This is a genomic window from Streptomyces graminilatus (assembly GCF_001418565.1).
In the GTDB taxonomy this organism is placed as follows: domain Bacteria; phylum Actinomycetota; class Actinomycetes; order Streptomycetales; family Streptomycetaceae; genus Streptomyces; species Streptomyces graminilatus.
Map to the genome: position 1 here is coordinate 1 of NZ_LIQQ01000499.1, position 8,052 is coordinate 8,052.

Below are 8,052 nucleotides of genomic sequence, written 5' to 3' on the forward strand. Positions count from 1 at the left end.
GGGCGGGGGCTGGAGCCGGGGGCGTCCCGGTGTGGCACACGTCTTCGCCTTCTGGGAGAGCCGCGCCTTCTACGACTCCTTCATGGCCCGATCCCATGACCGGCTCGCCACCGCGCAGTCGGGCACCTTCAAGGACCAGCAGGTCAAACTGTTCGACCACCGTTTCGACGTGAAGACCGGCTTCGAGCCGCGCTTCACGGACTCCGACCTGGTCAGGGTGGCGCACTGCCGCGTCCACGAGGAGCGCGCCGAGCACTTCGCGCTGATGCAGGAGAAGGTCTGGAACCCCGCGATGGCCGGCTCGCCCGGCATGGTGCGCGGGCTGTTCGGCGAGGCGCCGGGGCACGAGTTCCTGATCCTGTCGATGTGGCGGTCGGCCGCCGAGCACGGCAAGTACCGCGCCGAGCGGATCGAGCGGTTGGCGCTGCGGGCCCAACTGGAGGCGGATGTCGCCGCTCTCGCCGGGGACNNGGTCGGCGCCGACCCGATCTAGGGTTTTGGCATGGTAAGACCACGGCGCATCGTCCTTGTCCGGCACGGCGAGTCAATGGGCAATGCCGATGACACCGTCTACGAGCGCGAGCCGGATCATGCCCTCGCCCTCACCGAACGCGGCTGGCGACAGGCGGAGGAGACCGGCAAACGGCTGCGGGAGGTGTTCGGGCAGGAGCCGGTGAGCGTCTACGTCTCCCCCTACCGTCGAACACACGAGACCCTGCGCGCGTTCAACCTGAACGCCGACCTCGTACGGGTGCGCGAGGAGCCCCGGCTGCGTGAGCAGGACTGGGGCAACTGGCAGGACCGGGAGGACGTACAACTGCAGAAGGCGTACCGGGACGCGTACGGGCACTTCTTCTACCGCTTCGCCCAGGGGGAGTCCGGCGCCGACGTGTACGACAGGGTCGGCGGCTTCCTGGAGAGTCTCTATCGCAGTTTCGAGGCCCCGGACCATCCGCCCAACGTGCTGCTGGTGACCCACGGGCTTGCCATGCGGCTGTTCTGCATGCGCTGGTTCCACTGGACCGTCGCGGAGTTCGAGTCGCTGTCGAATCCCGGGAACGCGGAGATGCGGATGCTCGTTCTCGGGGACGACGGCAGGTACACCCTCGATCGGCCCTTCGAACGCTGGCGTGATCCGGAACCGTATGAAATCACCGGTTAGGGTGGCGAAGCGATGACCGTTGACCCCTCTCCTCGGGAGCCCCACGAGCCCCACGAGCCCCACGAGCGCCCGGAGCCTAGCGAGCGACTGGAGCGCGCCCTCGCCAGTCTGCGCGGGCTCGCGGTCGGGGACGCGCTCGGGTCGCAGTTCTTCGTACCCGGGAACCACCCGCTGCTGGGGCACCGCGAGCTGCCGCCCGGCCTCTGGCAGTGGACCGACGACACGGAGATGGCGTGCTCCGTCGTTGCCGTGCTGGCCGCCCACCAGCGCGTCGACCAGGACGCGCTGGCCCATTCCTTCGCGTGGCACCACGACTTCGACCGAGGGTACGGCCCGGCCGTGAACCGGCTCCTGCGGCTGGTCCGGGAGGGCGGCGACTGGCGCGAGCTGGCGTCCACCCTGTTCAACGGGCAGGGGTCCTGGGGCAACGGCGCGGCCATGCGCATCGCTCCTCTGGGTGCCTGGTACGCGGACGACCCGGAGCAGGCGACCCATCAGGCGGAGATCTCCGCGTACCCCACGCACCAGCACCGTGAGGCCGTGGTGGGTGCCATGGCCGTCGCCGCTGCCGCCGCCCTGGTGGCCGGTCCGGCAGGCCCGCCGAGCCCCGGCGCGCTGCTCGACGGTGTCATCGCGCTCGTCCCGAGAAGCGCCGTCGCCGCCGGGCTGCGGCGGGCCCGGGACATGCTCGACTATGCCGACGCGGGCACGGTCGCGGCCGTACTGGGCTGTGGCCGCCGTACGTCGGCGCACGACACCGTGCCCTTCGCTCTCTGGTCCGCCGCGCGCGCCCTCGGTGACTACGAGGAGGCGTTCTGGGCGACGGCCCAGGTGGGCGGCGACGTGGACACGAACTGCGCCATCGTGGGCGGCGTACTCGCGGCGGGGAGGGCGGGGGCGCCGCCACGGCTGTGGCTGGAACGCACGGAAACACTGCCGGACTGGGCGCCCCCAGGATCGGCTTAGCGGACCTTTGGGCGCGGGCAGGGCCATCCTGCTCGCCCTGCTCGCCCTGCTCGCCCTGCTCGCCCTGCTCGCCCTGCTCGCCCTGCTCGCCCTGCTCGCGATGCCGCCGTGCGCGCCGTCCGCTCGGTCCGTCCCCGCCGTCGGCGGGCATGGGCGCCGGACGCCGTCCGTGCGGTGCCGCATCCTCGCGGGGGTCCTGTGCCTGCCGTACGGCAAGCAGGCGCTTGGTCCGTTCTCGCCGTATGCCCCGCCCTGACGCCTGGTCCCGTCCTGGCCGTACGTCGTTTTGGAGTCCGGAGCGGGCACGGCCGGCGTTGTCGGCCGCCGGCCCCGGCAGCGGTGCTCTCGGGCCCGCTGCCGGGGGATCACGTGGTGCCGGCCGTGCCCGCCAGGGCCTCCAGGTCGCTCTTGCGGACGCGGATGACGAAACAGGCGACGGCGAGGGCCAGCACGGCCATCGCGGCGGCGGGGATGAAGGCCGTGGAGATGCCGTGGGCGAGTACCTCGTGGCTCCAGGGAGCGGGGAGCTGCTTGGTCCTGGCGAACTCCGCCTTCTGTCCCGGTGTGGCCTCGGCGAGGAACTTGGGCACCTGTTTCGCCGCCTCGTCGCGGCTCGCCGCGCCGAACACGGTCGTCAGGATGGACAGGCCGAGCGCGCCGCCGATCTGCTGCGTGACGTTGAGCAGCCCGGACGCGGCGCCCGCCTCGTGCGCGGCGACCCCGGAGACCGCCGTCAGGGTCAGCGTCACGAAGTTCAGGCCCATACCGAAGCCGAACACCAGCATCGGCCCGAGCACCCCGCTGACGTACGAACTGTCGGGAGTGATGAGGGCCTGCCAGCCGAGGCCCAGCGCGGCCAGCGCGGAGCCGGTCACCATGAACGGTTTGGGCCCCAGGACCGGCAGGAACCGCTGCGCCAGGCCCGCGCCCGTGGCGATCGCGAAGGTCACCGGCAGGAAGGCGAGGCCCGCCTCGATCGGCGTGTACAGCAGCACGTTCTGCACGAAGAGAACGATGAAGAAGAACATGCCGAACATCGCCGCGGCCAGGCTCAGCATGATCACGTACGTGCCCGAGCGGTTGCGGTCGTCGAACATCCGCAGCGGGGTGATCGGTTCCTTGGCGCGTGTCTCGACCAGGATGAAGACCGCCAGCAGGGCCACCGCCAGGCCGAAGGACGCGATGGTCAGGCCGTCCCGCCAGCCCTTCTCCGCCGCGCGGATGAAGCCGTAGACGAGGGAGGCCATGCCCAGGGTCGAGGTCAGCGCGCCCAAGAAGTCGAAGCGGCCCGGGTGGCGTTCGGACTCGGCGATGTACAGCGGCGTGAGAAGCGCGATCACGAGACCGATCGGTACGTTGACGAAGAGCACCCAGCGCCAGTTGAGCCACTCCGTGAGCATGCCGCCGGCGAGCAGGCCGACGGCGCCGCCGCCCGCCGAGACGGCGGCGAAGACCCCGAACGCCCGGTTGCGCTCCGGGCCTTCGGCGAACGTCGTGGTGATGAGCGCGAGGCAGGTGGGCGAGGCGATCGCGCCACCCACACCCTGGAGGGCCCGCGCGGCCAGCAACTGCCAGGGTTCCTGGGCGAGCCCGCCCAGCAGGGACGCGGTGATGAACAACAGGATGCCGGTCAGGAAGACCCGGCGGCGGCCGAGGATGTCACCGGCCCGGCCGCCGAGCAGCAACAGTCCGCCGAAAGTGAGCGTGTAGGCGCTGACCACCCAGGTGAGATCGGTCGTGCTGAACTTGAGGGCGCCTTGAATGTGGGGGAGGGCGATGTTCACAATCGTCGCGTCCAGTACCACCATGAGCTGGCAGGCCGCGATGACGGTGAGCGCGATGCCGGGATGCCCTTCCCGGCGGGCCGCACCTGGTTTCCGGTCCTTCAACAACGAAGAGGTAGTCACTGTTGGGCCCCCATGAGAGCACTAGTGAACGCTTGCGTTCACNNCAGTGAACGCAAGCGTTCACTGAAGTCGCCGCGATGCTGTGCACCGGTTGCCCGGGTAATCTCGGCGATTCACCCCACGGGCGATCCCCTCAATACCGACAATCGCCATAAATACTTGCACTCTCTGCTCCCTCGTGCCCGCTGGAGACACTCAGATGGCTACTTCGCGCTGGACGGCCGCTCCCGTCCGGGCGGCCTCCTCCCGCCGGCGCGGCGCCGTGCTCGAACGCGCGATCCTCGACGCCGCGCTGGAGCAGCTCGGTACGGTCGGCTGGAACGGGCTCACGATGGAGGGCGTCGCCGCCGGTGCCCAGACCGGCAAGGCCGCGGTCTACCGGCGCTGGCCCTCCAAGGAGGACCTCGTCGCGGACGCGCTCCAGGCCGGCCTGCCGCGCTTCGGCCGGGCGCCCGATCTCGGGGGCGTCCGGGACGACCTCCTCGAACTGTGCCGGCAGGTGCGTGAGGCGCTGTTCTCGCGCCCCGGATTCGCGCTGCGCGCGGTGATTCACGAATGCGACAGCCCGCAGGCGGAGCGCTTCCAGGGGGTGATCTTCGGAGGGCTCGTCGAGCCCATGGTGAGGCTCCTGCGGGAGATCGTCGACCGAGGGATCGCAAGGGGGGAAGTGCGTATCGACGCTGCCAATGGCTACGTTTTCGATGCCATTCCGGCGATGATGATGTACCGCTCCAAGATGTGCGGGAGCGAATGGGGGGAGCGGGACATCGAGGAGATGATCGACCAGTTGATGGTTCCGCTGCTGCGGGCGGACGGCATCTGAGGTTCGTTCCGAAGATCGCCAGGGCGTGTCCTGCGGCGATCGTCGAGTTGCCCGTCAAGTCGCCCGGGGCGACCGGGGTGTCGGGCGGGGTTCCGGGCGGCGTAGGCTAAGACCGCCATGCCGTACGAAGCACCCACCCACACCGTCGAGCGCTCCCTGCGCGCCACGACCGGAGCGAAGGTCATCGCCGGCGTCGACGAGGTCGGGCGGGGCGCGTGGGCCGGTCCCGTCACCGTCTGCGCGGCGGTCACCGGTCTCCGGCGGCCCCCCGAGGGGCTCACCGACTCCAAGCTCATCGCGGTCAAGCGGCGTACCCAACTCGCGGACGTACTGCGGGAATGGGTCACGTCGTACGCGCTGGGGCACGCCTCCGCGGAGGAGATCGACGAACTGGGGATGACGGCAGCGCTGCGGCTCGCCGCGGAGCGGGCCCTTGAGGCCTTGCCGGTCCGCCCCGACGCGGTCATCCTCGACGGTAAGCACGACTACCTGGGATCGCCGTGGCAGGTCCGTACGGTGATCAAGGGTGACCAGTCATGTGTGGCGGTCGCGGCGGCGTCCGTGATCGCCAAGGTTCACCGCGACAAAATGATGGCCGAACTGGGTATCGACCATGCAGACTTCGGGTTTGCGGCCAATGCCGGGTATCCGTCGCCCGTGCACAAGGCCGCGCTGGAGGAGCAGGGTCCCACCCCGTACCACCGGCTGTCATGGGCGTATCTTGATGCGCTGCCCCAGTGGCGGCACCTCAAGAAGGCCCGCAGTTGGGCGGACGGGAACGCGCCGGAGATCGAGGGCCAGCTCGGCTTCGACTTCTGACAGTTCCGTTCGCGCTCATGTGCCACCCGCCGACGCGAGTCGCACCGGCGTTTGATAAATATCAAGTCATGCCTCTCAGTCCCGAGGAGCCTCAGATTCACGAGAGTGCCCAGGGTCCCCGCGTCGCTCCGGCCAGTGGCCGCAGCGCGCCGACCCCCCGTCCCGTACCCGGCCCGCGCCCCGTGGCTTCGCCGCGTCCCGGCCGTCCGGGTCCCTTCCGGCCCACCGCGCCGGCGCAGCGCGCACCGCACGACGCGCCCGCGGCCGTGGCTTCGACCGCGGGCGCGGTCAAGCCCGGGCCGTCCGCGGCTCCGGCCGCTCCTGTCCCTTCCAACCCTTCCGCGTCTGCCTCCGGGGTCCCGGCGGTCCCGCAGATCCAGTTGATCCCGGCCTCGGCCGAGGGCGCGCTGGACGCTGCCGAGGAAGCCGTCGACCTGCTCCTGGAGTCGGGCCGGGCCCCCGGAGAGGTGCTGGTGATCACCACCGGCGATCCGCACCCGTGGGCCGCGCACGAGTTGTCCTTCGGTGAGGGCCCGTACTGGGCGCAGCACGACGCGGGCGACGACGTCTTCTACGCCGACGCCGCCGCTCTGAGCCGTGCCGCCTCCCGTCCCGTGGTCGTGGTCGCCGTCAACGGCGGCGCCGGTACGGCGGTCGCCGAGGCGCTTCCCCTGGCGCTCGGCCGCGCCGGTGCCCTGCTGATCTGCTGCGGAGACCCGCAGCAGATCAAGTCGGTGCTGGGCGCGGGGGTCTGAGCCGGTTCCGGTTCACCCGAGCGGCTTCGGGAACCGTCCCGGGTCGGCCGGTCCAGCGGCATCGGACCGGCTGACGGAGGGTCGCTGAAGCGGCGACCGTACGGCGGGCGATCCGGCATACCCCGACGCGGACGCGCCGGGCTGCCGGTGGCTGCCGTGCGGCGCTTCGTCATGTCCCGGTCCAGGTGGTGCGAACGGGACCGACGGGATGAACAGCCCAAGCGAATCGCATGGGTGACATGGGCGACGGGTGCACGCGCACGCGTGCACCCGTCATCTGTGCGTCCGTCATGTGTGCTGCGGCTGGCTGCGGTCCGGACGATTCGTGCCGCCCTTGTACGTCCACATGCGGGCCATGTGCGGGATGTCCGCCGTCGTACGTCGTACCGGCGGACGCCGTTGTCCGCGGTGGTCGCCTCTTCGCGCGGTCCTGTGTGTGGGTGGGCCTTTGCGCGAGCCTTTGTACGACGTGGACTTCGTCCCTGGCCGGCAGGTGCGGCCGTACGCCGTGGCCAACCCCTGGAGGGGCGTCGGGCAAGCGCGTTGTCCGCTGGGCGTCCGGGTCAGCGGGCCGCCGCGCGGCGCAGGATGTCCGAGGCGGCGCCTCCGGTGCGGGGCATAGGCAGGGCCGGCGGTGTCTCCGACATGGCGAAGGGCTCCGGTGGTGAGTCCGCGTTCGGGCGGCGCCCGCCGCGCCCCTCACCGAGCACCTGCCAGCCGTCCCGGGTCAGTGTGATGTACGCGCCGCAGCGCAGCCCGTGCAGGGTGCAGGCGTCGCGCAGACCCCACATCCACGCGCCGTCCTCCTCCGTCCAGCGGGAGTCGCCGTCACGGCAGTAGAGCAGGACCGCGGTGCGCACCGGGGTGCGGCGACGCAGATCGTGCGGGACGACTCGACGCAGTTGCGCGAGCAGCGAGTTGCGGAACATCCAGCCGTCGGCCGGTGCCGATCTTCGGGTGAACGAGGCGCTCGCACGCAGACGTTCGTCCGGATCGAGGACGGCCACGATCGCGGTCGCGGGGCGGGGAAGGTGCCGCGCGTGCAGTCCGCTGACGACCTCGCGGGGATTGCGCAGCAGGGGGATCCCGGCCGCGGCCCACTCCGCGGGTTCGAGCATGCGGGCTGCTGAGTTGGTGGAAGCGGCGGACAGGTCGGCAGACGTCGACATGGATGCCGCGGGGGACGGAGCGAATCCGAAGGTCACGGTCCTCCCTTCGGCTACGCGCCCGCACTGCGGGCGGGAGATCGGACTTGGGGGAGCGCACACCGCGGCGGAGCCCTGCCGGACCACGGACACGCCGTGCGGGGAGCGGACTTCAATTCTCGCTGTCGAACTGGGTTGCGGCAACGAGCAAATGGGGCCACCGACCGGCTTCTGGTGATCTGTGGATTATATCCCTGCCAGACGTGTCATTTGTAGACGCCTGGGGTAGCCGGGAACGTGCTGTTGGTCCGCTTGTTCGGGTTGGTTCACTTTCTCGTAATCGACGGTGTGAGGGCGGGGACCAGTGGGGACACCCCCCTGCGCGCCGGTCCGCCGTCACCCCGGTCCGCCATCGCGCGGGTCCCCCCTGGCGTCGTGAAATCCTCCGAAAGGGGGACCGGCCCACCTCCGGGGG

9 protein-coding genes are annotated in these 8,052 nt (G+C 70.7%); 7 read left to right on the forward strand and 2 right to left on the reverse strand.

The genetic code is table 11. The features are described 5' to 3' along the window. From AOK08_RS34195 to AOK08_RS46130, 4 genes are all read left to right on the forward strand, one after another. Nucleotides 1–469: DUF4937 domain-containing protein (locus tag AOK08_RS34195; RefSeq protein WP_241827208.1), on the forward strand; the 469-nt coding region annotated here is incomplete at both ends. A 33-nt stretch (nt 470–502) separates the two neighbouring features. Then, nucleotides 503–1,162, forward strand: coding sequence for a histidine phosphatase family protein (locus AOK08_RS34200; protein ID WP_055533247.1), 660 nt, complete (start codon nt 503–505; stop codon nt 1,160–1,162). Between the two features lie 12 nt (nt 1,163–1,174). Beyond that, nucleotides 1,175–2,128, forward strand: coding sequence for an ADP-ribosylglycohydrolase family protein (locus AOK08_RS34205; protein WP_241827209.1), 954 nt, complete (start codon nt 1,175–1,177; stop codon nt 2,126–2,128). A gap of 7 nt (nt 2,129–2,135) precedes the next feature. After that, a complete protein-coding gene (locus tag AOK08_RS46130) occupies nt 2,136–2,384 on the forward strand; it encodes a hypothetical protein (RefSeq protein ID WP_055533249.1) in 249 nt (82 codons plus the stop codon). Between the two features lie 109 nt (nt 2,385–2,493). Here AOK08_RS46130 and AOK08_RS34215 read toward each other — a convergent pair whose 3' ends face one another. Beyond that, nucleotides 2,494–4,035, reverse strand: coding sequence for an MFS transporter (locus AOK08_RS34215; RefSeq protein WP_055533251.1), 1,542 nt, complete (start codon nt 4,033–4,035; stop codon nt 2,494–2,496). Between the two features lie 199 nt (nt 4,036–4,234). Between AOK08_RS34215 and AOK08_RS34220 the strand changes: the two genes are divergently transcribed. The 3 genes from AOK08_RS34220 to AOK08_RS34230 all read left to right on the forward strand — a co-directional run bounded on the left by AOK08_RS34220 (nt 4,235) and on the right by AOK08_RS34230 (nt 6,432). Continuing rightward, nucleotides 4,235–4,858 carry a TetR/AcrR family transcriptional regulator gene (locus AOK08_RS34220; RefSeq protein WP_055533253.1) on the forward strand — a complete coding sequence of 208 codons (624 nt, stop codon included), beginning with the start codon at nt 4,235–4,237 and terminating at the stop codon, nt 4,856–4,858. A 117-nt stretch (nt 4,859–4,975) separates the two neighbouring features. After that, entirely contained in the window at nt 4,976–5,677 is a 702-nt protein-coding gene (locus tag AOK08_RS34225; protein ID WP_055533255.1) for a ribonuclease HII, read from the forward strand. A gap of 68 nt (nt 5,678–5,745) precedes the next feature. Further along, complete coding sequence (locus AOK08_RS34230; RefSeq protein ID WP_079054436.1) at nt 5,746–6,432, forward strand: hypothetical protein; 687 nt, start codon at nt 5,746–5,748, stop codon at nt 6,430–6,432. 563 nt (nt 6,433–6,995) lie between these two features. On the opposite strand, the gene AOK08_RS34235 is transcribed toward AOK08_RS34230, so the two are convergent. Further along, on the reverse strand, nt 6,996–7,637 hold the full coding sequence (locus tag AOK08_RS34235; RefSeq protein ID WP_055533259.1) for a hypothetical protein: 642 nt from the start codon (nt 7,635–7,637) through the stop codon (nt 6,996–6,998). Nucleotides 7,638–8,052: the final 415 nt, after the last annotated feature.